24 protein-coding genes and 1 pseudogene are annotated in these 23,244 nt (G+C 64.5%); 11 read left to right on the forward strand and 14 right to left on the reverse strand.

The genetic code is table 11. The features are described from left to right. Positions 1–5: 5 nt before the first annotated feature. Entirely contained in the window at positions 6–2,474 is a 2,469-nt protein-coding gene (locus tag A3OO_RS0101655; protein WP_018406089.1) for a TIGR02302 family protein, read from the reverse strand. A gap of 69 nt (positions 2,475–2,543) precedes the next feature. Between A3OO_RS0101655 and A3OO_RS0101660 the strand changes: the two genes are divergently transcribed. After that, positions 2,544–3,110: a hypothetical protein gene (locus A3OO_RS0101660; RefSeq protein WP_245257075.1), complete on the forward strand. Its 567-nt coding sequence runs from the start codon at positions 2,544–2,546 to the stop codon at positions 3,108–3,110. A 108-nt stretch (positions 3,111–3,218) separates the two neighbouring features. On the opposite strand, the gene A3OO_RS0101665 is transcribed toward A3OO_RS0101660, so the two are convergent. The 3 genes from A3OO_RS0101665 to A3OO_RS0101675 all read right to left on the reverse strand — a co-directional run bounded on the left by A3OO_RS0101665 (position 3,219) and on the right by A3OO_RS0101675 (position 5,209). Beyond that, on the reverse strand, positions 3,219–3,446 hold the full coding sequence (locus A3OO_RS0101665; RefSeq protein WP_018406091.1) for a hypothetical protein: 228 nt from the start codon (positions 3,444–3,446) through the stop codon (positions 3,219–3,221). Positions 3,447–3,475: 29 nt separating this feature from the next. Continuing rightward, positions 3,476–3,787 (reverse strand): hypothetical protein, encoded by a 312-nt coding sequence (locus A3OO_RS0101670; protein WP_018406092.1) that lies wholly within the window; start codon positions 3,785–3,787, stop codon positions 3,476–3,478. Positions 3,788–3,883: 96 nt separating this feature from the next. Beyond that, entirely contained in the window at positions 3,884–5,209 is a 1,326-nt protein-coding gene (locus A3OO_RS0101675) for a dihydroorotase (protein ID WP_018406093.1), read from the reverse strand. Between the two features lie 104 nt (positions 5,210–5,313). On the opposite strand from A3OO_RS0101675, the gene ygfZ reads away from it, so the two are divergent. After that, positions 5,314–6,141, forward strand: coding sequence for a CAF17-like 4Fe-4S cluster assembly/insertion protein YgfZ (ygfZ, locus tag A3OO_RS0101680; RefSeq protein ID WP_018406094.1), 828 nt, complete (start codon positions 5,314–5,316; stop codon positions 6,139–6,141). Positions 6,142–6,187: 46 nt separating this feature from the next. Here the strand turns inward: ygfZ and A3OO_RS0101685 are convergent, their stop codons facing one another. Together A3OO_RS0101685 and amoC are read right to left on the reverse strand one after the other, a co-directional pair. Next, positions 6,188–6,784, reverse strand: a complete 597-nt coding sequence (locus A3OO_RS0101685) for a hypothetical protein (protein WP_040573543.1) — start codon at positions 6,782–6,784, stop codon at positions 6,188–6,190. 211 nt (positions 6,785–6,995) lie between these two features. Further along, positions 6,996–7,771 (reverse strand): annotated as a pseudogene (gene amoC / locus A3OO_RS20970) (bacterial ammonia monooxygenase, subunit AmoC). A gap of 169 nt (positions 7,772–7,940) precedes the next feature. Between amoC and A3OO_RS0101695 the strand changes: the two are divergent. Further along, entirely contained in the window at positions 7,941–8,924 is a 984-nt protein-coding gene (locus tag A3OO_RS0101695; RefSeq protein ID WP_018406096.1) for a GlxA family transcriptional regulator, read from the forward strand. 182 nt (positions 8,925–9,106) lie between these two features. Here A3OO_RS0101695 and A3OO_RS23400 read toward each other — a convergent pair whose 3' ends face one another. Then, positions 9,107–9,268, reverse strand: a complete 162-nt coding sequence (locus tag A3OO_RS23400; protein WP_018406097.1) for a hypothetical protein — start codon at positions 9,266–9,268, stop codon at positions 9,107–9,109. Positions 9,269–9,597: 329 nt separating this feature from the next. Here A3OO_RS23400 and mch point away from each other — a divergent pair, with 329 nt between their 5' ends. From mch to fae (A3OO_RS0101725), 5 genes are all read left to right on the forward strand, one after another. Beyond that, complete coding sequence (gene mch / locus A3OO_RS0101705; protein ID WP_018406098.1) at positions 9,598–10,578, forward strand: methenyltetrahydromethanopterin cyclohydrolase; 981 nt, start codon at positions 9,598–9,600, stop codon at positions 10,576–10,578. 90 nt (positions 10,579–10,668) lie between these two features. Next, positions 10,669–11,553, forward strand: a complete 885-nt coding sequence (locus A3OO_RS0101710) for an ATP-grasp domain-containing protein (protein ID WP_018406099.1) — start codon at positions 10,669–10,671, stop codon at positions 11,551–11,553. 1 nt (position 11,554) lies between these two features. After that, positions 11,555–12,430, forward strand: a complete 876-nt coding sequence (locus A3OO_RS0101715) for a triphosphoribosyl-dephospho-CoA synthase (protein WP_018406100.1) — start codon at positions 11,555–11,557, stop codon at positions 12,428–12,430. A gap of 137 nt (positions 12,431–12,567) precedes the next feature. After that, complete coding sequence (gene fae, locus A3OO_RS0101720; protein ID WP_018406101.1) at positions 12,568–13,077, forward strand: formaldehyde-activating enzyme; 510 nt, start codon at positions 12,568–12,570, stop codon at positions 13,075–13,077. Positions 13,078–13,337: 260 nt separating this feature from the next. Next, entirely contained in the window at positions 13,338–13,907 is a 570-nt protein-coding gene (gene fae / locus A3OO_RS0101725; RefSeq protein WP_018406102.1) for a formaldehyde-activating enzyme, read from the forward strand. On the opposite strand, the gene A3OO_RS0101730 is transcribed toward fae (A3OO_RS0101725), so the two are convergent. Then, the gene (locus A3OO_RS0101730; RefSeq protein ID WP_018406103.1) at positions 13,876–14,646 is read right to left on the reverse strand and encodes a HisA/HisF-related TIM barrel protein; all 771 of its coding nucleotides are present in this window, start codon (positions 14,644–14,646) and stop codon (positions 13,876–13,878) included. The two genes, fae (A3OO_RS0101725) and A3OO_RS0101730, sit on opposite strands and share 32 nt — an antisense overlap. 45 nt (positions 14,647–14,691) lie before the next feature. Between A3OO_RS0101730 and A3OO_RS0101735 the strand changes: the two genes are divergently transcribed. Continuing rightward, the gene (locus A3OO_RS0101735; RefSeq protein WP_018406104.1) at positions 14,692–15,312 is read left to right on the forward strand and encodes a hypothetical protein; all 621 of its coding nucleotides are present in this window, start codon (positions 14,692–14,694) and stop codon (positions 15,310–15,312) included. A gap of 165 nt (positions 15,313–15,477) precedes the next feature. Here the strand turns inward: A3OO_RS0101735 and A3OO_RS0101740 are convergent, their stop codons facing one another. The 4 genes from A3OO_RS0101740 to xoxF5 all read right to left on the reverse strand — a co-directional run bounded on the left by A3OO_RS0101740 (position 15,478) and on the right by xoxF5 (position 19,386). After that, a complete protein-coding gene (locus A3OO_RS0101740; RefSeq protein WP_018406105.1) occupies positions 15,478–16,044 on the reverse strand; it encodes a PQQ-dependent catabolism-associated CXXCW motif protein in 567 nt (188 codons plus the stop codon). Then, positions 16,044–16,943, reverse strand: a complete 900-nt coding sequence (locus tag A3OO_RS0101745; protein WP_018406106.1) for a substrate-binding domain-containing protein — start codon at positions 16,941–16,943, stop codon at positions 16,044–16,046. Before A3OO_RS0101745 ends, A3OO_RS0101740 begins: the two co-directional genes overlap by 1 nt. An 18-nt stretch (positions 16,944–16,961) precedes the next feature. Next, positions 16,962–17,429 carry a c-type cytochrome, methanol metabolism-related gene (locus A3OO_RS0101750; protein ID WP_026222591.1) on the reverse strand — a complete coding sequence of 156 codons (468 nt, stop codon included), beginning with the start codon at positions 17,427–17,429 and terminating at the stop codon, positions 16,962–16,964. Positions 17,430–17,577: 148 nt separating this feature from the next. After that, the gene (xoxF5, locus tag A3OO_RS0101755) at positions 17,578–19,386 is read right to left on the reverse strand and encodes a lanthanide-dependent methanol dehydrogenase XoxF5 (RefSeq protein ID WP_026222592.1); all 1,809 of its coding nucleotides are present in this window, start codon (positions 19,384–19,386) and stop codon (positions 17,578–17,580) included. A gap of 291 nt (positions 19,387–19,677) precedes the next feature. Between xoxF5 and A3OO_RS0101765 the strand changes: the two genes are divergently transcribed. Beyond that, positions 19,678–20,601 carry a quinoprotein relay system zinc metallohydrolase 2 gene (locus tag A3OO_RS0101765; protein ID WP_026222593.1) on the forward strand — a complete coding sequence of 308 codons (924 nt, stop codon included), beginning with the start codon at positions 19,678–19,680 and terminating at the stop codon, positions 20,599–20,601. Between the two features lie 166 nt (positions 20,602–20,767). Beyond that, positions 20,768–21,562: a quinoprotein dehydrogenase-associated SoxYZ-like carrier gene (locus A3OO_RS0101770; protein WP_018406111.1), complete on the forward strand. Its 795-nt coding sequence runs from the start codon at positions 20,768–20,770 to the stop codon at positions 21,560–21,562. A 115-nt stretch (positions 21,563–21,677) separates the two neighbouring features. Here the strand turns inward: A3OO_RS0101770 and sorB are convergent, their stop codons facing one another. Both sorB and sorA read right to left on the reverse strand, forming a co-directional pair. Next, on the reverse strand, positions 21,678–21,989 hold the full coding sequence (sorB, locus tag A3OO_RS0101775) for a SorB family sulfite dehydrogenase c-type cytochrome subunit (protein WP_018406112.1): 312 nt from the start codon (positions 21,987–21,989) through the stop codon (positions 21,678–21,680). Between the two features lie 7 nt (positions 21,990–21,996). Next, positions 21,997–23,214, reverse strand: a complete 1,218-nt coding sequence (sorA, locus tag A3OO_RS0101780; RefSeq protein WP_425338970.1) for a SorA family sulfite dehydrogenase catalytic subunit — start codon at positions 23,212–23,214, stop codon at positions 21,997–21,999. Positions 23,215–23,244 lie beyond the last annotated feature (30 nt).

Below are 23,244 nucleotides of genomic sequence, written 5' to 3' on the forward strand. Positions count from 1 at the left end.
GGCGTTTATCGCCGCAGCAGGCGCTGCAGATAATCGAGCTCTTCCTGCGCGCGTTCAGGCTGACCGAGCCTGCGGCGCAGCTCTTCCTGCACGCGATGGGCGCGCTGCGCCGGCGGCAGGCCGAGCGGATCATATTTCCCATAGGCGTCGGGACGATTGCCGTCGCCGGGCGCCCGCCCGAGCGGATCGCGGCCCTTGCCGCGGCGGCCGCGCCTGCCAGGGCTTCCGCCCTCTTCTTCGGCGCTTTGGTCGCCCTCGCCGCGCATCTGCTGCGCCAGCCTGTCGGCGCCCTTGCGCAACGCCTGCACGGCGCGCCCTTGCGCGTCCACCGCCCTGGCGCCGCCTTCGCCGGACTTGCCGAGCGCGTCTTCCGCCTCCTTCATCGCGCGGCGCGCGTCGTCGAGTTCCTCGGCGGCTTCGACGCCGCCCTCGCGCAGCGCGTCCTGCTGGCGCTCAAGCCGCTCGCGAAGCGCCTGCTGGCGTTGGCGTTCGTCGCTGAGTTCCTCGTGCTGCGGCTGGCCCTTCTGACGATGGCCGCGCGCGCCGCGCGTCTCCATGTCGCTCGGCGCGTTCATCCCCTGGAAGGTGTCGTCGCGCAATTGCTGCTCTTCGCGCGACAGCTGATCGAGCTCGTTGAGCGCGCGCGCCATTTCGCGCCCGCGCCCGCCACGCTGGCCCGCGCCCTGCGACGTCTGCGCATTTTCGAGAATGTCCTGGAGTTCCTCAAGGAGCCTTTGCGCTTGCGCCATGTCGCCCGATTTCATGGCTCGGTCCATCTCGTCGAGCATCGCCTGCAAATCGTCCGGCGTGACGATGTCGGCGCCGCCCTCCGACTCCTGGCGCGGCGAACCTTCCGGCGGCAACCGGCTGCCAAGCTGCTGGAGGAATTTATCGAGCGCGGCGCGAAGCTCCTCGGCGCGACTGGCGATGTCCTGCTCGCTGTCGCCGCGCGCGATCGCATCCTTCAATTCGCGCTCCGCCGCGCGCAGTTCGCGCTCCGCTTGAGAGGTGTCGCCCTCTTCCAGGCCGAGCGCCATCGCCCACAGCATGTCACAGACGCCGCGCAACTCGTCGTCGCTACGCGGACCCTCAAGACCGCGGCGCGCCTCGCGGAGTCCGAGATGGACGGCGGCAGGCGTATCGAAGGCTTCGGGCGCGATCGACAGCGCCTCGAGCGCCGCGCGAACGCTTGAGCGCGAATCCGGATCGAGCGCAAGGATGCGCCTCTGTTCGGCGAGCGCGCGCGCGAGCGGCTTGACGAAGCGACGCTGCGGCAGAGTCACGTCGATCGATTCAGAAGCGCCTTCATTGTCCGCGGCGTCCTTGGCGACGAGGCGCATCGCGAGCTTCGCGCCGCCGAAAGGACTGTCGGCGAGATCGATTGTCGCCTTGGCCTCGCCCTGACCGCCGCCGCCCGGCGGCAAAGCGAGCGCAAGACGCGGCGGCTCGTAGAGCGCGCGTCGCGCGCTGGGCGGGCCGCTAAAGACCGCTTCGGCGCCGACGACGCCGTAATCGTCCGTGGCGCGGAACGCGAGCGTCATCGAGCCCCGAACATTGTTGCGCGGCTTTTCCGTCAGCGCGATGGTCGGCGGCTTGTCCTGGATCGCCGCGAGATCGAAACGCCGACCGTCCGAAAGCGACACGCGCGCCGCGCGAGAGAGTTTGAACGCCTGCTCTTTCGACGCGCCCTTTTGCGCCTCTTCGACGGAGGTCTGCGCGGCGACCAGTCCGCCGGAGACGGATACGCCAGAGTCTGGGGGACGGATGCGCAACATCGAATTGACCGGCGCCTCGATGGGCGCGTCGCTCTCCCTTGCCAGCACGATCGGCGGACGCCCCGTATAGGCGGGCGGTTCGAGCCAGGCGTCGACGCGCGCGGTCATCCCGAAGCTCGCGGACGTGCGCCAGTCAAATGCGGCGGCGATTCGCGCGCGCTTTTCATCGCCCGCCATGAATCCGGCCGCAACCGCCGCGACGAGCGCCAGCGCCCGCAGCGCATAGGGGTCGCGCTGGGGCACGCGCGGATGCGGCGCCTCGATGGGGGTCTGCGCCAGCGCCGCCTCCAGGCGCTGGCGATGCAGCGCCCAGAGCGCCTCGACCGCCGCGTCGGGGTTCGGACTGGCGAGCCGATCCTCGAGCGACGAAGCAGGACGCAGCGCGGCGTCGGCGCCGCGGTCCAGCCGTTCGAGCGCGGCTGCGCGATGCGGCAAGCCGCGCGCAGACTCCCGCGCGACGACATAGAGCGCGGCGAACCCAAAGAGCGCCACGCCGCCGATGCGCGCCTCGAGCGGCGCAGCCTGCCAAAGGCCAAGCCAGGACAGCGCCAGAAAGAACAGGAGAATCGTGGCGAGCGCCAAGCCGGCCCGCCAGACGCGCTCGGCGATGAGCGCAAGCGCCGACCGGCGCAGCATCCCCTCGAGACGCGGCGAGGTCGTGTTCCCCGTGGGCGTATTCTGGTGCTGAAGCTCGTCCATTTATTCTCCGAGAGCGCGCCGATAACAATGGCGGTTTCGTTACGGGCAGACAATCTTGGCCGTAGGAAAATGGTCAAATTCAGCGCATTGGCGCATCAAGGGCGGAGCGCGCTAACATGCTGGATGATCCGCAAACCCAAGGGTGACGTCACTGGCGACGTCATTTCGCCCCCGATCGGCGATCTCGCGCTGCTGCCCGCGCCTGTCGCCAGGATCCGCGACAAGATTCTTGCCGCGACCGAGACCGGGGATGTCGAGGCGCTCCGCATTCCGATCGACTGGAACGAGACGCGCCCGCTGTTCGCCAAGAGCGGCGCCTTCAAGGCCGGAACCGATCCCATCGAGATTTTGAAGACGCTTTCCTTCGATCGCAAGGGGCAAGAAACGATTTCGCTCATCCGCTCGATTCTTGCGCAGCCCTTCGTCAAGATCGTGCGCGGGCCCACGACGCTCTATGAATGGCCGGCCTTCGCGCGCCATCCGCAGGCAGCGGCCAATGAGGACGAGGCGCGCGCGAGGTGGCGCTGCGTGCGTTTCGCCGATCTTATACGCTCAAATGCCGAAGGAAAGCCGCGCGCGACGCGCATCGGCATCGGGTCGGACGGCGTTTGGCACTACTTCTGGAGCGAAGACTAAGTTCGCCGAAGCCTTGGGAGACGACGCGGCGGCAATCGCCGCGTCGGGATTTCGGGATTGGAGAGCCGTTCGGCAGGTTGAACGCGACCGCCGGCTGCAAACATCAATTTAGATTTCGCGCTCCTGCTCATGCGGCGCGGCGTGCGAGCGACCCTCGTCTTCGGCGCGCTTCAGCTCTTCCGCTTCGTCGCCTTCGATCGCCTGCTCAGCGTCTTTCGCCGCCTTGTCGACCTTGCCGCTTTCGACGAATTTCCGTGTCGCGTCATTATACTGTTTGGCGGCGGTGCGACTGCCTTCGCCTTCATTCTTCGGCTGCTCGTCGTTCTGCGCGGTCATCGCGTTCTCCTGTGGCTTTTGGATTCGCGCTAGCTGGCGCGCTCTTCGTTGCGTTTGCGCGTTGCGGCGGCCTTCTTGGCGGAAGCCGAGCGTTCTGAAGCAGGACGCGACGCGGAAGCTTCACCGCCGATCTTGCCGCCCTTGTGCGCCGCCGAATTGCCCGTCTTGGCGCCGCGGCCGGATCCCGATTTCTTGCCGCCGCCATCGTCCTTGTTGACCGTCGCCCAGGCGCGGCGCTCGGCTTCTGTCTCGGACACGCCGCGCTTCTCGTAGCCTTCTTCGATGTGCTCGACTTTGCGTTTCTGCTTGTCGGTATAGGCCGACTTGTCTCCCTGCGGCATGGCTCATCTCCTCTTGCGCCAATCGGGAATGAGCGACTAACCGCGCGCGAGGTCGCAATGTTCCGCGCGCACGCCCAAACTTTGCAAAAGGAAGCGTTAGAGCGCGGCCCAAAAGCGCATTGGCGCGCCTCGTGAAGGCGCTACGAGTTCGCCTTCCCACATGACCTTGGCGCCGCGCACGAACGTCCCGACGGGCCAGCCGACGACTTCCTTGCCGTCATAGGGCGTCCAACCGACGCGCGAGGCGATCCAGGAATTGCGGATCGTCTCGCGGCGCTTCATGTCGACGATGGTGAGATCGGCGTCATAGCCGACCGCGGCGCGCCCCTTGCCGGCGATGCCGAAGAGCCGCGCCGGACCGGCGCTCGTCAGGTCGACGAAGCGCTGCAAGGTCAATCGACCGGCGTTGACGTGGTCGAGCAGCAGCGGAACGAGCGTCTGCACGCCTGTCATCCCTGAGGGACTATTGGGATAAGGCTTGGCCTTCTCTTCGAGCGTATGCGGCGCATGATCGGAGCCCAGCACGTCGACGACGCCTTGCGCGACGCCGCGCCAGAGGGCTTCGCGGTGGCGCGCCTCGCGCACCGGCGGATTCATCTGCGCCAGCGTGCCAATCCGCGCATAGTCGCTCGCGTCCATCGTCAAATGATGCGGAGTTACTTCGACGCTGGCGATGTCCTTATGCTCGGAGAGCAGCGCGATCTCTTCTTCGGTCGTCACGTGCAGCACATGCACGAGGGCGCCCTTCTCGCGCGCGATGTTCATGAGCCGACGCGTCGAGCGCACCGCCGTCTCGACGTCGCGCCAGACCGGATGCGACGACGGATCGCCGGCGATGCGCAGGGACTTGCGCAGATTCAGCCGGTCTTCGTCTTCGCTGTGAAAGGCGGCGCGCCGACGCGTATGCGACAGCACGTCCGCGATGCCAGCGTCGTCGGCGATGAGCAGCGAGCCGGTCGAGGAACCCATGAACACTTTGATCCCGGCCGCGCCAGGCAAACGCTCCAACTCGCTCAGATGCGCGGCGTTCTCATGCGTGCCGCCGACCCAGAAGGCGAAATCGCAATGCATGCGCCCGCTCGCGCGCGCCACCTTGTCGGCAAGCTCGGCTTCGCCTGTCGTCAGCGGATTGGTGTTGGGCATGTCGAAGACGCCGACGACGCCGCCCAGAACCGCGCCGCGCGATCCCGACTCAAGGTCTTCCTTGTGCGGCGCGCCGGGCTCGCGGAAATGCACCTGGCTGTCGATGACGCCGGGCAGAATATGCAGGCCACGACAGTCGATCGTCTCACCGGCGGAGGCGCGAGACAGATCGCCGATCTCGGCGATCTTGCCGTCACGAAGACCGACGTCGCGCGCGCCCTCCCCGTCCTGATTGACGAGCGCGCCGCCGGAGAGGATGACGTCGAAAACCTGCGGCATGAGTGGCGCCTCGCTTGCGATGTCGTCGCGGGGTGGAGTTTTGTTGCTAATGCGCCAAAGGCGCGCGAGACTCAAGCAGCTGGCGGCGGAGGCGGAAGAGAGACATGACGACGGCGATTCTGCTCGATGACCGCGCAATCATCGAGGTTGCGGGCGAAGACGCAGGCAAGTTCCTGCATAATCTGGTGACCAACGACGTCGCCTCGCTCAAGCCGGACGAGGCGCGCTACGCCGCGCTGCTGACGCCGCAGGGCAAGATTTTGTTCGATTTTCTGGTCTTTGCCGCGGGCGAAGGAGGCTATCTGCTTGACTGTCCGCTCGCCCTTGCCGCCGATCTCGAAAAACGTCTGAACATTTACAAGTTGCGTTCGAAAGTGACGGTGACGAACCGCAGCGGCGACCTCGAAGCGATCGCCTTTCCCGACCAGACCGAAGCGCCGAAGGTCGAGGCCGTCGTCATCGCCGCCGATCCGCGCGGCCCGCTTGGATTCCGCGCCATCGCGGCAAAAGGCAAGATACCGACGCAGGACGGGCGGAGCGCCTACGAGGCCCGGCGCATTCATGCCGGCGTGCCGCTCGGGGGCGTCGATTTCGACTATGGCGCAACCTTTCCACACGAGGCCAACATGGATCTCCTCGCCGGGATCGATTTCAAGAAGGGCTGTTTTGTCGGCCAGGAGGTGGTGTCGCGGATGAAGCATCGCGGCCTGGTGCGCCGGCGGGTCGCGAAATATCGCGCGCAAGGCGACGCGCCCGGGCCGGGCGAAGCGATCCGCGCCGGCGACGTTGAAATCGGCGTCACAGGCTCGCGACAAGACGGAGAAGGTCTCGCCATGATCCGTCTCGACCGTCTCGGCGACGCCTTGGCCGCTGGCGCGACGCCCGTGGCGGCGGGGGCGACCTTGTCCTTCGAGGAGCCAGGCGCAGCGTAGGCTTGGACGCGCGGGCTTTCGCCACGAAGGCGAGAACGCGCCGCTCTCACGCGTTACGCGGCCTTCTCTTTTGCGACGCTCGCTTGCCGAAGGCGTTCGCATACCAGCCTGCGCCGAGAGCGAGCGCCACGACGGTCGCAATGGCGACCGCGGTCCAGGCGCGTAAAAACTCTTCGCCGACCGAGAATGCAAAACGCGCGTTATATTCTTTGCGACCGTCCTCGCTGCGCGCCCGCACGAGCGCGACATAGTCGCCTTTTTCCTTGAAATCATGTTCGAGCTGAATGACGCCGGTTTGGAACTGCGCGGGCGGTAAGTAGGCTTCGTTCGGCGCTGATTCGTCGTCGCCATTCGGCGCCGCCTCAATGATTCGGATCTCCACCATCATATCGCGCAATTCGTCCTGCATCGTGTCGACCACGATGGTCGTCGATCCGGTTTCGGGAACGTCCTCGCAGAACTGATCTCGCGATTGCGTCGGCTGATAGAAGCGGAAGGTGATGACGTTCGGGCCCATCTGGGCCGAGCATTCCCGAACTTTCTGGAACGCCTTGGCGGAATCCCTGCGCACCGCCTGTGCGTCCGCGCGGGCGATCAAGCCGATCGCCGCGAGGAGAATGAAGAAGAGCCTAATTCTGAACATTTCCCCACTCGGCTTCGACAGCGTGTCTCGAAAATCAAGAATGCCGCATTTTTGGGCCTGCCGTCCATCGCCTCCCGCCGCCGAAGGCGACGAGAGGCGACGAGAGGCGACGAATTGAGTTCGATCCTGGGAGATTTTTCGCATTCCTCCCGCGCCGCGCCGTCGTTCGTCAGGAGGTCCGAACGCGGCCGCGGCGCGGGAATCTTGAGCCTTACGCGCCCGTCAGCAGCTCGACGCCGTCCTTGCCGATGACGCGCGATGGATGTTCAGCAGGAGCTGGATCACGACTCCGAACACGCCGAGCGCCATCCAGCCGAAGAACACAAAGCCCCAATGCAGCGGCGCAACGAACAGCTCTTCCATGAACCAGAAGGTGTGGCCCCACTCATTCAGGCCGACGTTGGGGATGATCATGAAGGGTCCGATCGAGACGATCAGATACGCCACCGAATAGCCCTTCGCGAAGTAGGGGATTCGCGTCTTCGCATGGAAGAAGCAACCGATCGCCAGAATCGAATAGATCGGGTAGCTCATATAGAATTCGATGATGTGCGACGGGGTGAAGTCGGTGTCGCGTATCACCGTCATGTGCCAGGTGCCGTCCTGCTCCGTGAAGAAGGACGCGCCCCAATAGATCGCCGCCGCATAGACCACGAGCCATGCGGCATTATCGACGATGGCTTTCATTTCCTGCCGCGGCGTGACGCTCGACATGTCGCGAACGCGCGTCTTCCAGAGCCAGCCGGCGAGGCCGACGCCTGAGATGAGTTCAAGCGGAATTTCGGTCCACAGAATGCTCATCCAGTAGGTTTGGAACTCCGGCGCGAATGAATCGAGTCCGGCCCGCCAGCCGTAAATCTGCTCGTAGATGCGCACGACGAGATAGAAGCCGTTAAGCACCGCAAGCCCGATCCACATTCCCTTCAATTCGACGATCGGCTGGGCGCGATCCATCGCGCCTGCTGCCGATTGCGTGGTTACGCTCATTTTCCCACTCCTTGGTTCAACCGAAAAACGACGGTGACGTTTTCGGTCGGCTTTCAGCGTCGCGCGCCGGGCGACGCTTTACAGCGTGGCGAATTTGCCATTACCCTTGCAGAGTCAGACAGCGGATTTGCCGATATTGATGCAAAATTCGCCATGAGGATTCTGCGAGATGCAGATCGTGATTCTCGGCTACGAAAATTGTTTGGGCCTCGGCTTCGTCGGCGCGGCTGATATGCTGACTCTGAGCCGCACGATGCTCGCAAAGAAGGGCGCGCCCGAACCGTATCGCGTCATCGCCGTCAGTCACGACGGGCTTCCCATTCGCGACGGCGCCGGCAGGCGCTACGAGGTCGAGGCGCGTTTCGACGAAGTCGACGGCTGCGCGGCGATCATCGTGCCAGGCTATGTCTGCGATGGCGGCCACGCGCTGCCGCCGTTTCCAGCGATCGGCGCGGCGGCCGCATGGCTTCGTCGCCAGCATGCCTTAGGCGCGATCGTCGCGGGCTCCTGCAATGGCGTTTTCCTGCTCGGCGAAGCTGGTCTGCTGGACGGTCGCCGCTGCACGACCACCTGGTGGCGTCACAACGAACTCAAAACGCGCTACCCGCGCGCGGACGCGGCCTGGGGCGCATCGCTCATCGAAGACGGCCGCATCGTTACGGCGGGCGGCCCTTTGTCCTGGATTGATCTGTCGCTGCATATCATCCGCGCCCTGCTCGGACCCGAGGCGGCGAAAACGGCAGCGGATTTCACTGTCGTCGATACGGCTCCCTCGACTCAGGCGATCTATATTCCGCCGGGACATCTCTCGGCCTCGAATCCGCTCCTGTTGGAAGCCGAACACATTGTCCGTCAAGCCGGCGACGCGCAACTGACGACGATTGAACTGGCGCGCGCGCTGGGCGTTTCCGAGCGAACGCTTCACCGCCGGCTGAAAGAAGCCACCGGTGAACCGCCCAAGCATTTTCTCGATCGCCTTCGATTTGACACGGCGCGCACGCTGCTCGAGACGACGCGCAATTCGGTCAAGCAGCTCGCCGCCGCGTCGGGCTATGCCGACGAGACGAGCTTTCGCCGCGCCTTTCGGCGCTATTCGGGAATGACGCCGGGCGCGTATCGCAGCTGGTCACAGGCCCGGCGCGGAATCAAATAAGTGCGGGGTGACGAGCTTTTAAATCGAACGGGTGCTGAGAAGCTGCGCGGGGCCGGTCCTTCGTAGACGACGCTCCCGGAACGTACGGTCACAAATTGCTGCAACCACCGGAACGAGCATGCCTGACTATTGCGCTTCGCCCGCCGACCTTCATCAACCCGCTCGCAGCCGCTCGGCTCCGCCTATCTGACCAGGGAATCGAGCGCGACATCCATGGCGCGGACCAAGGCCATATTGCCGAAGAGAATGACCGCAATGGCGATGACGACGTAAAACACGTCGGTCAACGCAAGGTTTCCGGCCGTGCGCGGGGCGACGTTCCGTTCAATCGGCTGCACGTCCATTTCGTCTTCCTTCAGCGAAGAAATATACCGTCCTGTCCAGTCTACACGCAAAACGCTCGTTTGATGTGCGGAAACACACAGGCGATGCTCAACGCTTCATCAGCAGATTGGTTGCCTTAATAAACCCACAAAGATTGAAATTTTGTGACATTCGACCTCAAACTTCATGGCCAAGCGGTTCGCGTCCGCGACACGCTGCGACGCGGCTCGGCTTTCGTTTCGGCGGAAAGCTCTATAAGTTCAGGGCTCGAACCGGCTGCAGGCTTATGCTTAGAACGGCCGGGCAAGGGTGGACAGCGCCACAGAGCGAAAGAAGGGAAGGGCCACACGTGAGCGGAAGCCTGAACATCAGCGGTCGTACGACCGAAAGCGTCAACGCTCTCGCGGGCGCGCTGGTCGACCGTCTCGTCGCCGGCGCGGCGAAATATCGGATCGCCGTCGAGCGCGGCAGTCTCGGCGAACTGCTGATCGACGCCGGCTCCAAGGTCCCGGGCGGCATTGAGGCCGGCCTGCTGCTCACCGAAATCTGCATGGGCGGACTTGGGCGCGTCACACTCTCCCACGCGCCCGCCGCGCCCAAATGGCCGTTCTGGCTGACCGTGACCAGCGCCGATCCGGTCGTTGCCTGCCTCGCCAGCCAATACGCCGGCTGGAGCCTGAGCCACGAGAAATTCTTCGCTCTCGGGTCGGGCCCAGGGCGCGCCCAGGCGCGGGCCGAAAAGCTGTTCGACGAGCTGACGTATCGCGATCTCGCCGACCGCGTCACCATCGTCCTCGAAAGCGCTTCGCCCCCGCCCAAGGAAGTCGTGGAAAAGGTCGCCGCGCGCTCAGGCGTGACGCCGGACAAAGTCGCCTTCATTTATGCGCCGACGCAGTCGCTCGCCGGCGGCGTTCAGGTGGTCGGCCGGGTGCTCGAAGTCGCGTTGCACAAGGCGCATGAGCTGCATTTTCCGCTCGACGACATTATCGACGGCGTCGCGACGGCGCCGCTCTCGCCGCCCCACCCCGACTTCGTGCAGGCGATGGGCCGCACCAATGACGCGATCATTTATGCGGGGCGCGCGCATCTTTTCGTGAAGGGCTCGGCCGCCGCCGCCAAGGAGCTCGCCGAAAAGCTGCCGAGCGACACCTCGCGCGACTACGGCCGGCCGTTCGCCGAAATCTTCAAGGCGTATAAGGGCGACTTCTATAAGATCGACGGCAGCCTGTTTTCGCCGGCCGAAGCGCTGGTGACGGCGGTCGAGACCGGCGAAACCTTCCGCGCCGGCGAGATCAATCTGGCGCTCTTGGATAAATCGTTTGGCGGGTGATCGCCGGGGCGTTTTGTGACTGCGTTCGACCTGCTCGATAGATCCGACCCCACCGCTCCTTTGAGTGAGGATAGAGGGCCGCCGCCGCGCGTGGCGGTCTTCACCGACAAGCTCGACTGGCATGTGATCCGCACGCTCCGCGCCTTGCGCAGGCAGGGCGCAACGGCCGTCGCCGCGCGGCTCTCCGCCTGCAAGATCGAGACGGGCCGCGCCCAGGGCCTCATCATCCCCGGATTTCGCGACCTGCCCGATCTCGCCATCGTTCGCGCCATCGGCGACGGGTCGCTGGAAGCGATCACCATGCGGCTTGGCGTCCTGCACGCCCTGGAGGCGCTCGGCGTTCCAGTGCTCAACAGCGCGCGCGCGATCGAACGCTGCACCGATAAATCCATGTCTAGCTTTCTTCTGGCGCAGGCCGGACTGCCGACGCCGCAGACTTTCGCGGCGCAGACTCTCGCGCAGGCGCGCGCCATCGCGCGGCGCGAATGCGCCAAGGGCCCCCTCGTGATGAAGCCGCTTTTCGGGGCGCAGGGCTGGGGTCTGCGATTGATCGAAGACGAAAGCGACCTGCCGTCGCTTCAGGACGCGCGCGGGGTGTTTTATCTCCAGCACTTCGTCGGCCCGGCGCGGCCGCCCTTCGAAGACATGCGCATTCTCGTCTCGGGCGGCGACATCATCGCCGCCATGCGCCGGCGCTCGAGCCATTGGATCACCAATGTGCGGCAAGGGGCGAAACCAGTCGCCGTCGAGCCCTCAGTGCGGGAGGCGGAGATCGCGCTCGCCGCCGCCGCGGCGCTCGGCGTCGACTTCGCCGGCGTCGACATCATCAATGATGACCGGGGCGCGCCGCTTATTCTTGAAGTCAACAGCATGGCGGGCTGGAGCGGACTGCAGCGGGTGACGCCCTTCTCGATCGCCGACAGAGTCACGGCCGACGCGCTTGCGCAAATGACGCGCATGCGACTTCGCGGCTGACGTGGCGAATTTCGCGGCCGACCCGCAGGAGATCGCGACCGGCTTTATCGCCGCCTGCGAAGCGGAGCTGCAGGCGCCCAAACCCGGCAACGTCCATGTCTTCGCCGACGGCCATGGCATGACCACGGGGGATTTCCTCGCCAGCGCCAAAGCCGCCGCGCCCTTCATCGCAGCGGCGCAATCGACCGTTGGCGCGCGCATCGCCGGCGCGGTCGAGGCGACGCAGGCGCGAGTCGGGCAGAACACCAATCTCGGCATTATCTTGCTCTGCGCGCCGCTGGCCCAGGCCGCCGCGACCGCACAAAGCGCCGATCTGCGCCAGGAGACCGGGCGCGTGCTGCAGGCGCTCGACATCAGCGACGCCGACGACGCCTTTCACGCCATCGCCCACGCGCGGCCGGCGGGGCTTGGAGATGCGCCGCAGCATGACGTCCATGCGCCGGCGCAAACGACTCTCCTTGAAGCGATGCGGGCCGCCGCCGACCGAGACCGCATCGCCTGGCAATACGCCAATGGCTTTGTTGATATTTTCGACCTTGGCCTTAATACCCTCGCGGAGGCGCGCGCGCAAAGCGCCGATGCGCCGCTCGGAACGCTCGCCGTCTATGCGGCTTTTCTCGCCGCTTTTCCGGATAGCCATATTACGCGCAAACATGGGCTCGCCGCCGCCGAGGCGGTCCGCGGCGAGGCGGCGCGTTTTGCAAAGAGTCTCAAGAGCGCCAACGGCCGCGCGGCGGCGTTCGAACTGGCGTTGGACTTCGATCGCGCGCTCAAACAGCGTGGGTTGAATCCCGGCACAAGCGCCGATCTGACCGTCGCGGTTCTTTTCGCCGATTATCTTGGGGCCATCTTGGCAAGGCCGCGCAAAAATGGTTGAGTCCGCCGCGCGCGGGATGGACTCGCGGCTATCTGACCACCGGTCGGATCGGGCTTTTTCGCTCGGCGCCGAAGAGGGGATAGAGTCGCTCGGGGCCGAATGGCGCGCGCGATCATGAGGAATTCTGGGAGGAACACATGGCTTTAATCAACAAAATGCTGGTCGGCGAGTCGCTGGTCGGCGACGGCAATGAAGTTGCGCATATCGACCTGATCATGGGTCCGCGCGGCTCGGCGGCCGAGCTCGCTTTCGCCAATGCGCTCGTCAACAACAAGGACGGCTTCACGACGCTGCTCGCGGTCGTCGCGCCGAACCTGCTGTGCAAGCCCAACACGATCCTCTTCAACAAGGTGACGATCAAGGGCGCCAAGCAGGCCGTGCAGATGTTCGGCCCGGCGCAGCATGGCGTCGCCAAGGCGGTTGCGGATTCGGTCGCCGAGGGCGTGATCCCGGTCGACGAAGCCGACGACATCTTTATTGCGGTCGGCGTGTTCATTCACTGGGACGCTTCGGACGACAAGAAGATCCAGGACTACAATTATACCGCGACGAAGGAAGCGATCGCGCGCGCCGTCAAGGGCGAGCCGAAGGCTTCGGAAGTCGTCGCCAAGCGCAACGAAGCCAAGCACCCCTTCGCGCCGAACTGATCCGCGTAGGAACATGCGCAGCGGGGAGCCGAACGCTCCCCGCCGCCGCGCTCGCAGCCGACCGACGCCGCCGCTTAAGCGGCCAAGCATCGACGCTGCAAAACGATGACGCCGCAGAGTTCTAAAGTCTGGCGCGCGGGGGCGGCCGCCAGCAGAAATTTCGTCTTCCCTGAGGGGAGACGCAACGAGCAATAGGGGCATTCCGCGCGCGCAAAGTCGAAGACGCCGCAGGGACGCGAACGCACCGGAAGGGATGGATTATGGCTTCGTTCTTTGAGAAAATACTGGGCGCGCTTTTTCCGAAGCCGTCATCCGGCTTCACGTCGAGCACCGGCAAGACCAGCGTCGGCGAATCGCTCGTCGGCGACGGCAATGAGGTCGCGCACATCGACCTGATCATGGGTCCGCGCGGCTCCGCCGCCGAGAAGGCCTTCGCCAACGGCCTCGTCAACAACAAGGACGGCTTTACGACGCTGCTCGCGGTCGTCGCGCCGAACCTGTTGGTGAAGCCCTATACGATGATGTTCAACAAGGTGACCATCAAGAACGCCAAGCAGGCGGTTCAGATGTTCGGCCCGGCGCAATATGGCGTCGCCAAAGCGGTCGCCGACAGCCTGGCCGAGGGCGTCATTCCGATGAGCCAGGCGGATGATCTCTTCATCTGCGTCGGCGTGTTCATCCATTGGGACGCCAACGACGATCAGAAGATTCAGGACTTCAACTACACCGCGACGAAGGAAGCCATCGCCCGCGCGATGAAGGGCGATCCGAGCGCGCGCAGCGTGTTGTCGGCCCGCGTCACCGCGAAACATCCTTTCGCCGCCAACTGATCTTTGGCGGTTCGCTTGCCAAGGGAGCCTCAGGGCTCCCTTTTTTTTTGTGCGCCCACGCAAAACGATCGAGATCGGCGCGCGTCAGAGCGCCGTCGTGCAGCGCCGTCGCGACAAGCGCGCCAGCGGCGCCGATCGCCTCAAGCCGTTCAAGATCGTCCGCGTCGCGAACGCCGCCGGCGGCAAAGACGCGCCGATCGCCCGCACGCTCAATGATTTGCGAAACCCGCGCAAAATCGGGACCCGCGCCGACGCCGACGCGCGTAAGCGTCATGACGATGATCTGACGCGGCCACAGCTTGGGGCATTCGTCCAGCGCATCGGGACCCAAAAAAAACTCGTCGCGAAAATCGAGCGACAGAACGACATTGGGGTCATGCTTGGCGACATGCAGGGAGTCGCCGTCGCGCAGGCATTCGCTGCCGATCACACAATCGACGCGCGCTGCGCCGCGCCAGTCGCAGGACGCGGCGCCGGCGTCGACCATAAAGCGAAGCGATGGAAATCGCTCTGTCAACGCGGCGATCTCGCGGCGGTTGTCGCCGCGACCCTCGATCGCGTCGAGATCCGCGATATAGATTTTCTCGAATGGATGAAGCGTCAGGAAAGCGGCGACAACATCGGCCGGCGCGCTTGTCGACGCAAGCGGCGTAGAGATTGGCTTGTAGCTGTCGCGGTCGCCGGCGCGCGCGCGCATGACCGCGCCGTTGCGAATATCGATGACGGGGATGATCTGCATGGGGCATTATAGCGCGTCGCGATCCCGCGACGTCCGGCGAGCCTCATGATTCATCTTAGCCTGCGTCTTGCGCTTTTCTTGCTCGTTTTCGCCGACGCCGCTGCGGCGCAGGCGCCGCCCCAACAAAGCCAGCCAGATTGGCCGTGCCGACAGGTGCGCGTGCCCGAGCTCGCGGTCGGGGGCGTCTGGGCCGGTCCGCCGCTCGACGCCGCTATGAAACATTGGCGCGATGATGCGACGATCGCCGATCTCGTCACGCGCCTCGCGCAGCGACGCACGCAGATGGACGAAGCGGAGACGCTTATCGCGCAATTCGCCAAATCGGCGGGCGACAAGCGCAAGGAGCGCCTGACGACGCTTTTCGCCGGCGTCTATGAGCGCATGAATGACGAGCGGCGCGACCTGGTCAACGGTCTCGATCGTTTTGGCCGGCGGCTGAAAGCCATGGCGGAGACGGCGCGCCAGGAGACGCAGACGCTGCGCGAACTTCAGGATCAAAAGCCCCTGGACCCCGAAGCGATGAAAAAGGCGAGTGAAGCCGTGCAGTGGCGGCTGCGCCTCTTCGAGGAGCAGCGGCGCATGGTCGGCTATGTGTGCGAAAGCCCGGCGCTGATCGAGCAACGTTTTGGAACGCTCGCGCGCGCCATCCAGCAGGCGATGGAGTGAGGGGCGGACCCCATTGATCCACTGGTTTGCGTGTCATTCCCGGCAGGCCCACGGCCTGACCGGGAATCCAGAAGTGTGAGTGAGCGCTGGCCTTGCTCTGGATTCCCGATCGCTTCGCTCACGCAAAGCGTCGGGAAAGACCCCAGCCTAAATTGAAATCGCGCCCTACTCGCGCGGCTCGGGCTGGCGCTCCTCGAGCGGATGGCCCGCCTGCTCCCAGGCGTCGGCGCCGGGCGGATACCACAGCACATGCGTATAGCCGAGGGTGAGCGCGCGTTTCGCGGCGTTCCAGGACGCCCAGCAATTGGTGCGGCAATAAAAGACGAGCGGCTTCGATTTGTCGCCGCCGCTTGCGCGCGCCACGCCTTGCTCGAAATAGCGCGCCATCGGTTCGGAGAGTTCTCCAAACCCGGTGTCGGGAAGCCAGATGCTGCCGGGAATGTCGAAGCGCTTCGGATCGCGCCACACCGCATTCTTCGGCAGGCCTTCCGGCTTTGGCGGCCGCGAAAGCGCGTCGATGAAAACCGCTTTCTTGCCGCTCCACAGTTCAAACGCCTGCGGGGTGTCGAGGACGGTCGCGCCCTTGAGCGTCGCCGGCGTCGGCGCGTGATAATTGTCGAGGCGGTAGCCTTCCGGCTCCGGCGGCGCTTGGGCGAAAGCGGGCGCGGCGTAAAGCGCGACCGCCGCGCAGAGCGCGAGAAGGCCGCTCGCCAAATGTTTCGCCAGACTCATCACGGAGCCGTGATCGCATGTCCCGACTCATCGAGCAACGGGACTTCAAAATCGCGAAGGATGCGCTCCAGCTCGTTCTTGTTTTGGGCGATCAGCGTATTGAGTTCGCGCTTCCAGTTCTGATCGGAATGGCGAACCCCGAAACCGATCCGGAAGGCCATGCGGGCGCCGGGCGTCTCCGGCAGAGGGGTGACATTGAGCTTCACGCTCGATTGTTTGGCGTAGTAGCCGGCGATCGGACCCCACAGCAGCGCGACGTCGATCTCGCCCTTTTCAAGATCATGCATCATCGCCGCGCCGGAGGATTCGACGCGCGTGTCGACCATCAGCGCATAGGGCTTCACCGACGCCATCAGACCATTCATCGCCAGCACATTGCCCGGGGGCGTGTTGGCGACAAGGCCGATGCGATGCGGCTTATCTTTCAGACGGGGATCGTCGAGCGTCTTGACGCCGTCAAGCTCCGAGCCCGCCCGGGTCACGATGGCGTAGGTCGTCCGGTAATAGGGATTGGTGGTCTGCACGAGGTCATTGCCCTGCGGCATGCCGAGGATGACGTCGCAAAGATGCGCGTTAAGCGTATTGCGCACAAAGCCCGTGGCGCCCGGATAATAGGTATAGGCGAGATCCTTGCCGAGCCTCTTCGCGAGGAATTCGGCGATCCTGTTCTCGAAGCCTTCGCCCTTTTCGTTTGAAAAGGGAAGATTGTTCGGATCGGCGCACACCCGCAGCGTCTTGGGATCGACGAGTTCGATCGAACCCTGATTATCGTCGCCCTTGGCGCCGGCGTCGGGCCCCATATGCTGCGCCGAGGCGGGGGCCGCCACAAAGAGGATTGCGGCGGCCCAGCCCGTCGAGAGCAGCGCGGAAAAACCGCGCCGATGCGTGAAGCGGATCATGCGATCGTATCGACGCTCTTACTTCTGATTCATGCACTCGGTCTCGGCCTTGGCGAAGGCCTCCGGGCGGTCTTCCTTCTTGCCCGGACGGCCGGGCTCGATGGCGCCGGTCGAGAGGGCGCGCAGATAGACATAGAGATCGTCGATGTAGCAGGAGGCGTTCTTGTTTTCGGCGAAGGCCGGCATAACGCTGTTGCCGTTCTGGCGTCCGCCGATGACGATGCCGGCGAACTCGGCATAGTCGAACCGCTTCACCGAATCCTTGAGCGCCGGCGCGTAGGTTGAGCCGCCGCCATTGGGGCCGTGGCAGACGTGGCATTCCGCGTGATAGCGGCGATAGCCGGAGAAGGTGTACCAGTCCACCTTGCCGTCGGGACCGACGTTGTAGGTGGGGTCGCCTTTGGCGTCGAGATATTTGCCGTCGGTCGATTTGACGGCCTTGGGGTCTCCCGGCGCCTCGGCCATTGCGGAGGTCCCCACGCACATGATGACGCCCAGAGCTAACGCTCCGGCAAGCGACGATCTCATTACCTCTCTCCTTGGTCTCTTTTCTTCCCACACAGTGTAAACGCCGACGCTCGGCGGCACCTTGACGGTGCGCCGAGCGCCGGCTTTTAATTGCTTCGCGTCTCGCTTAGTTCGGCAGAGCGAAGACAGTCAAGACGCCGCCAAGAGCCGTATAGTTGGCCAGCGACGCGTAGTTGCCCACGGCGCCGAGTCCCTCGTTGCTCTTCGAGAGGCCAGCCGCCAAGCCGATGCCGGCCCAGCCGCCAACGCCAGAGAGCACCGCGACATACTGCTTGCCGCCGGACTCATAGGTGGTGACGTTGCCGATGATTCCCGACGGAGTCTTGTACTTATAGAGCTCCTTGCCGGTCTTCGTGTCGACGGCCTTCAGATAGCCCTCGAGCGTGCCATAGAAGGTGATGCCGCCGTCCGTCGACGTCGCGCCGCCCCAGACCGAGAACTGCTCCTTATTGGACCAGACGATCTTGCCGACCTTGGCGTCCCAGGCGATGAAGTTGCCGGTGTGGGTCTCGCCCTTGTCCTTGCCCGCCGGGAACATTTCCAGCGTCGCGCCGACGTAGGGCTGGCCCGCCGTATAGCTCACGCGGAACGGCTCATAGTCCATGCAGACATGGTTGGTCGGAACCAGGAACAGTCCCGTCGTCGCGTCGTAGCTCGCCGGCTGCTGGTCCTTGGAGCCAAGCGCCGCCGGGCAGACATATTGCGTATTGACGTCTTCGCCATTCTGCTCGGTCGAATATTTCGCCACGCCGAGCGGACGGCCATAGGTCTTGGACGACTTGTCCATGTCGACCTTGGTCGCCCAGTTCACCGCCGGATCAAATTTCTCGGCGACCAGCAGTTCGCCGGTGACGCGGTCAAGCGTATAGCCGAAGCCGTTGCGGTCGAAGTGGACGAGAGTCTTGCGCTTCTGGCCGCCCATGTCCTGGTCGGCGAGAATCATCTCGTTGATGCCGTCATAGTCCCACTCGTCGTGGGGCGTCATCTGGTAAACCCACTTCGCCTTGCCGGTGTCGAGGTCGCGCGCCCAGATCGTCATCGACCAGCGATTGTCGCCCGGACGCTGCTTGGGGTTCCAGGTCGAGGGATTGCCCGAGCCGTAGTAGACGAGATTGAGGTCCGGATCGTAGCTGTACCAGCCCCAGGTGGTGCCGCCGCCGATCTTCCACTGCTCGCCTTCCCAGGTCGAGATGCCTGAGTCCTTCTCGACAGGCTTGCCGAGATGGGTGGTCTTGCCCGGCTCGATGAGCGTGTCGGCGTCGGGGCCCATCGAATAGCCGCGCCACACCTGCTGGCCGGTCTTCACGTCATAGGCCGTGATGTGGCCCCGCACGCCGAATTCGCCGCCGGCGATGCCCACGAACACCTTGTCCTTGAAGACATGCGGCGCCGCGGTCGAAGTCTGGCCCTTGGAGGGATCGCCGTTCTTGACCGACCAGAGGAGCTTGCCGGATTTGGCGTCGAGCGCGACGAGCGTGGTGTCGGCCTGCGCCAGGAAAATCTTGCCGTCGCCATAGGCGAGACCGCGGTTGACCGTGTCGCAGCACATCACCGGCACGACCGACGGATCTTGCTTGGGCTCATACTTCCAGAGGATCTTGTGGTCCGGATCCTTCAGGTCGAGCGCATAGACGTTGTTGGGGAACGGCGTATGCAGATACATGACGTCGCCGATGACGAGCGGCGCGCCTTCATGGCCGCGCAGAACGCCGGTGGAGAACTGCCACGCCGGCGCGAGCTTGCCGACGTTCTCGGTCGTGATCTGCTTAAGAGCGGAATGGCGCAGGTTGCCGTAGTCACCCGTCGGCATCACCCACTGCTTGGGGTCTTTCTGCAGGGTCTGCAAATCGTCGGCCTTCGCCGCGCCGGCGAGCGCGAGTACGGCCACCGAAGTCGACAACAACAGTTTATGCATGAGCTTTTCCTCCTGACGACGCCCGGGGCGCATTTTTATGCGCCGCCGCCGACGTCGTGCCTCCTAGGCGCCTCGACATTGGGAAGGCGATTTCCGTTTATGTCTCATGCCGGCGGGACAAAACGTCCGCCAGCGGCGAGAAGCTCCCGGTTCCCGTCCGGAAGACGTCTTTTAACTCGGAAACGGCGGGATAATATGTCGCTAGCTCTTGAATCGCAATCGCAAAAAACAATGGCGCGGCCGTGCGATGCGGCGCATCGGCCTGCCCATGAAACAGTTAAGGCGAACAACATGTTGCGTCGCATGCTGGCGCTTGTCGCGGCGCTCGCGCCGCTCGTCGCCGGGTATCCCGCCCGCGCCTTCTCCTTAAGCGAAATCGCCCCCGGGGTTTATGCGCATCAGGGCGAAACTTCCCTCATGACCCGGGAAAATATGGGCGACATCGCCAATCTCGGCGCCATCGTGGGGGACGAAGCGGTCGCGGTGATCGATACCGGCGGCAGCCTGATCGAAGGCCGCGCCTTCCTCGCGGCGCTGCGCGAAAAGACGCAAAAGCCCATTCGCTACGTCATCAACACCCACGCCCATCCCGACCACACATTCGGCAATGGCGCCTTCGTCGAGACCGGCGCGACCTTCGTCGGACACAAAAATCTGCCGCGCGCGCTCGCCGCCCGCGGCCCGCATTATCTTTCGGCCTTTCGCGCGCAGATGGGCGACGCGCTCGACGGCGTGACGATCGTGCCCCCTACGAAGACCGTCGACCAGACGCTGACGCTCGATCTCGGCCATCGCGAGATCGTGCTGCAAGCATGGCGCACGGCGCACAGCGAATGCGACCTCACCATTCTCGATCCGAAGAGCGGCGTGCTCTTTTCCGGCGATCTGCTCTTTCTCCAGCATGTGCCGGTCGTCGACGGGAGCCTGCTCGGCTTCCTCGACGTCGCCGACAGGCTCGCGGCGATCAAGGCGACGCAGGTCGTCGCCGGGCACGGGCCCGTCCCTGCGCCCTGGCCGAAGGCGCTGGAAGACCAGCGCGCTTATCTGATGCGGCTGACCACCGACCTCCGGGCCGCGATCAAGAAGGGCGAGGGGGTCGCCGCCGCCGCGAAAACCGCCGGGACCGAGGAGCGGGAGAAATGGCGGCTCTTCGACGATTACAATGCCCGCAACGCCACGGCGGGATTCGCCGAGCTGGAGTGGGAGGGGCCGTGAGCATGACTTTGTCACGTGACGGCGAGCGGGGTTCGCGCTTATTCTTGCCAATAGATCAGCGCTCTTGCCGTCATTGCGAGGGGCGCGGCGACGCAGCAATCCAGAGCCGGGGGCGCCTTTCGATGAATTGCTTCGCTACGCTCGCAATCACGGATTTGTTTGGAGGATGCCGGATATGAACACAGCAGCCCGTTCCGCCGCCGGCGCCCTCTTCGCTCTCCTTGCGACCGCGGCGCTCGCCCAAACCGCGCCCGACCCCTGGCCGGAACTCGTCGTCGATATTTTCCACAGCCGCCCGATCGCGGCGGCTGACGGCGTCGTTACGCTCGACGCGCCGGCGCGGGCCGAGGACGCGGCGATCGTGCCGATGACCATGCGCTTCGCCGATCCGACGCAGATCAAGGTCGCTACGCTGGTCATCGACCAGAACCCGATGCCGATGGCCGCGGCCTTCACACTTGGCGACAAGTCGGCGGTCGGCTTCATCGAAACCCGCGTGCGGGTGAATTCCTACAGCAACGTCCATGCGGTGGCGGAGACGAGCGACGGCAAGCTTCGCGCCGACGCCAAATTCGTCAAAGCCTCGGGCGGCTGTTCGGCGCCCGCCGTCAAGGATCAGGACGAGGCGGTCGCCAATATCGGCAAGATGAAATATCGCGAGTTCAAGAGCGCCGATCCGGCAAAGCGCGAAGCGCAGATCATGATCCGCCATCCCAACGCCTCCGGCATGCAGATGGACCCGGTCTCGCGCGCCTATCTCCCCGCGCATTTCATCGACCAGGTCGAAGTCTTTCAGGGCGAGACGCCGATCTTCAAGATGGAAGGCGGCATTTCGCTCTCGGAAGACCCGACCTTCCGCTTCACCTATGCGCCGAATGGCGCGAAGACGATCCGCGTCGAAGCGCATGACAACAAGGGCGGCGTCTACAAGGGCCAATGGCCGATCGGCGAGGCGTCATAGAGCGCTTCCCGATCACATCGAACAATGTGATCGATAAGGAATTTCTCAAAATCATTGGAGCAGGTTCTCATCGAAAAAGTCTGTCAACTTTTTCGGAACCTGCTCAAGGCCGCGCTCAATAGGTCGCGGCGAGATAATCGACGATCGCGGCTGCGTCGGGCTCGTCGATCTGCGCATGGTAGGACGCGATCATCTTCTTGACGACGCCTTCCCAGAAACCCCGGCCCATCTTGGGCGGCTGGCGCTCGATATAGTCGACGGAGTGACAGACGGCGCAATTGCTCTGGGCGGTTTCCTGTCCTGGTCCGGCGCGCAGCGCCGCCGTCTCTTCCGGCAGCGAATAGGTCAGTGTCTCGGCGGCGCCGAGCGCCGGCGCGAGTGACGCGGCCGTCGCCACCAGGATGAGCGTTTTGCGAAAGCGCGGCATGTTTTCGTTAGACCGCCTCTATCCGAACCGTCTCCACCACGTGCCGCATATAGCCGGCGTGATTCCATAAGGGCGCCAAGGGCTGCGACTGGCCGGCGCGATTGACGGCGCGGGATTTCAAATGATGCACGCCGGGCCGCAGCGACAATTCGGTCCGCCATTCGCGGAAGGAATAGCGGCCGAGATCCTCGCCGAGCCGAGCCGCGGTCCAGTTCGCGCCGTCGTCGGCTGAGAGCAGCACGGCTTCGATCCCATGGCCGCCGTCGAAGGCGATGCCCCTGACTTCGAAGGCGACATGCGCCGCGACCTTCGCGTCTTCGGCCGGCCGCGTCACGAAGCTGCGGACATTGAGCCGCTTGATCGGCCGCGTCGCCCCCTTTGGCGCGCCCGGCGTGACGCAGACGCAGTCATTGTCGGGGATGCGATAGGCGCTCGACATCCAGAAGCCGCTAAAATCGCTGTCGAGCACTTCGATATCGTTGAGATGCTTCACCCAATAGGTGCCGTAACAGCCGGGAACCACCAGCCGCAATGGGAAGCCGTTGAGCCATGGCAGGTCTTCGCCATTCATGGCGTAAGCGAGCATCACTTCGCCGTCGCCGGCATGGCCGAGGTCGAGCGCCTTGACGAAATCCGGCGTCTCCGGCGCCACTGGCGCGTCGAGCCCGTTGAAGGCGACGGACAGGGCGCCCGGCTTCGGTGCGGCCTTTTCGAGCAGAGTTTTGAGCGACACCCCGCGCCAGCGGGCGTTGCCCATCGCGCCATGGCCAAATTGTCCGCCGCCGACGCGCGGCTCGACGAAGCCGCGGCTATTGCCGGAACATTGATTGACGGCGACGATCTCGATCGGGTCGAAGTCGCGCTTGAGCGCTGCAAGCGAGAGCGACAGCGGCGTCTCGACATGGCCCCGCACCTCCAGGCGAAACGCTTCCGGATCAATGCTGAGCGGGACGCCGGCGAGGTGGTAACGGACGAAAAAGGCGTCGTTGGGCGTCAGCACGCCTTCGTCGTAAACGGAGAAAGGAGTTTCGAGCTGAGGCGGCCTGACGGTCTGCTCTATCAGCGCCCGCTTTCCGGGGTAGCGCACGAGGGGCCGGTCGCCATTGGAGAACCCCAGTCTCGCGCCTTCCGCCGAGAACGCGCTCCGTCCATCAAACGAGGAGAGAGCTGCGAGGCCAAGGCTTGCGCCTCGCAGAAAGGATCGCCTGCTCGTGGCTCGGGGCATCATACGCGGCCGGCACCTTGCAGCGACTGC

Source organism: Methylocystis rosea SV97 (assembly GCF_000372845.1).
Lineage (GTDB): Bacteria > Pseudomonadota > Alphaproteobacteria > Rhizobiales > Beijerinckiaceae > Methylocystis > Methylocystis rosea.

Excerpts from the sequence above, each read along its gene's own strand:
- A3OO_RS0101655 (WP_018406089.1), bottom strand. The coding sequence starts at position 2,474 with ATGGACGAGCTTCAGCACCAGAATACGCCCACGGGGAACACGACCTCG.
- A3OO_RS0101660 (WP_245257075.1), top strand. The coding sequence starts at position 2,544 with ATGGTCAAATTCAGCGCATTGGCGCATCAAGGGCGGAGCGCGCTAACA.
- A3OO_RS0101665 (WP_018406091.1), bottom strand. The coding sequence starts at position 3,446 with ATGACCGCGCAGAACGACGAGCAGCCGAAGAATGAAGGCGAAGGCAGT.
- A3OO_RS0101670 (WP_018406092.1), bottom strand. The coding sequence starts at position 3,787 with ATGCCGCAGGGAGACAAGTCGGCCTATACCGACAAGCAGAAACGCAAA.
- A3OO_RS0101675 (WP_018406093.1), bottom strand. The coding sequence starts at position 5,209 with ATGCCGCAGGTTTTCGACGTCATCCTCTCCGGCGGCGCGCTCGTCAAT.
- ygfZ (WP_018406094.1), top strand. The coding sequence starts at position 5,314 with ATGACGACGGCGATTCTGCTCGATGACCGCGCAATCATCGAGGTTGCG.
- A3OO_RS0101685 (WP_040573543.1), bottom strand. The coding sequence starts at position 6,784 with ATGTTCAGAATTAGGCTCTTCTTCATTCTCCTCGCGGCGATCGGCTTG.
- A3OO_RS0101695 (WP_018406096.1), top strand. The coding sequence starts at position 7,941 with ATGCAGATCGTGATTCTCGGCTACGAAAATTGTTTGGGCCTCGGCTTC.
- A3OO_RS23400 (WP_018406097.1), bottom strand. The coding sequence starts at position 9,268 with ATGGACGTGCAGCCGATTGAACGGAACGTCGCCCCGCGCACGGCCGGA.
- fae (WP_018406101.1), top strand. The coding sequence starts at position 12,568 with ATGGCTTTAATCAACAAAATGCTGGTCGGCGAGTCGCTGGTCGGCGAC.
- fae (WP_018406102.1), top strand. The coding sequence starts at position 13,338 with ATGGCTTCGTTCTTTGAGAAAATACTGGGCGCGCTTTTTCCGAAGCCG.
- A3OO_RS0101730 (WP_018406103.1), bottom strand. The coding sequence starts at position 14,646 with ATGCAGATCATCCCCGTCATCGATATTCGCAACGGCGCGGTCATGCGC.
- A3OO_RS0101735 (WP_018406104.1), top strand. The coding sequence starts at position 14,692 with ATGATTCATCTTAGCCTGCGTCTTGCGCTTTTCTTGCTCGTTTTCGCC.
- A3OO_RS0101740 (WP_018406105.1), bottom strand. The coding sequence starts at position 16,044 with ATGAGTCTGGCGAAACATTTGGCGAGCGGCCTTCTCGCGCTCTGCGCG.
- A3OO_RS0101745 (WP_018406106.1), bottom strand. The coding sequence starts at position 16,943 with ATGATCCGCTTCACGCATCGGCGCGGTTTTTCCGCGCTGCTCTCGACG.
- A3OO_RS0101750 (WP_026222591.1), bottom strand. The coding sequence starts at position 17,429 with ATGTGCGTGGGGACCTCCGCAATGGCCGAGGCGCCGGGAGACCCCAAG.
- xoxF5 (WP_026222592.1), bottom strand. The coding sequence starts at position 19,386 with ATGCATAAACTGTTGTTGTCGACTTCGGTGGCCGTACTCGCGCTCGCC.
- A3OO_RS0101765 (WP_026222593.1), top strand. The coding sequence starts at position 19,678 with ATGTTGCGTCGCATGCTGGCGCTTGTCGCGGCGCTCGCGCCGCTCGTC.
- A3OO_RS0101770 (WP_018406111.1), top strand. The coding sequence starts at position 20,768 with ATGCCGGATATGAACACAGCAGCCCGTTCCGCCGCCGGCGCCCTCTTC.
- sorB (WP_018406112.1), bottom strand. The coding sequence starts at position 21,989 with ATGCCGCGCTTTCGCAAAACGCTCATCCTGGTGGCGACGGCCGCGTCA.
- sorA (WP_425338970.1), bottom strand. The coding sequence starts at position 23,214 with ATGCCCCGAGCCACGAGCAGGCGATCCTTTCTGCGAGGCGCAAGCCTT.